1 protein-coding gene is annotated in these 444 nt (G+C 27.9%); it reads right to left on the bottom strand.

Going from position 1 to position 444, the window contains the following annotated elements:
* Positions 1-444, bottom strand: a 444-nt coding sequence (locus tag KAR67_RS09450) for a 6-hydroxymethylpterin diphosphokinase MptE-like protein (protein ID WP_192801104.1), incomplete at both ends; no start/stop codon positions are given.

Here is a 444-nt window from a genome sequence, read left to right as displayed (position 1 = left end):
CCTCGGTTAAAATATGTTCATACATTTGACTTTCATAATTAGCTGAATTTTGATAATCATCAGGATGAGAATTGCCATTTTCAGCATAAGCTAAATCCTGTCCTATAAAAATGATGTTTTTATGATTTAAATGTAAGGAAAGATAACAAGCCATATGTGCAACACTAAATCCCATGTTAAAATATCCAAAATAATCTAATTTTAAATATTGTATAAAACTTGCATAGGTTGAAACTATAGTAAAATTATCGGTTTTTTTGGTTAGGTAATTTATGGCATTAGGATGTACTATGGATTTGATAATAAAACAAATTCCATTATCAAATTCCCCAAAATCATGATTGAAAAACTCAGCAGTAATTTCAGTTCTTTCTAGCATACAAACATAATCAGGCTTTATACCATGTTTAGCTAAAATAGGATAAGAAGAATCTGCACAAAAAA

It is taken from the genome of Campylobacter sp. JH32, from assembly GCF_017846535.1.
Taxonomy (GTDB): Bacteria; Campylobacterota; Campylobacteria; order Campylobacterales; family Campylobacteraceae; genus Campylobacter_D; species Campylobacter_D coli.
The sequence above is the reverse complement of the archived record's forward strand: the minus strand, read 5'-3'. Positions and strand labels throughout refer to the sequence as shown.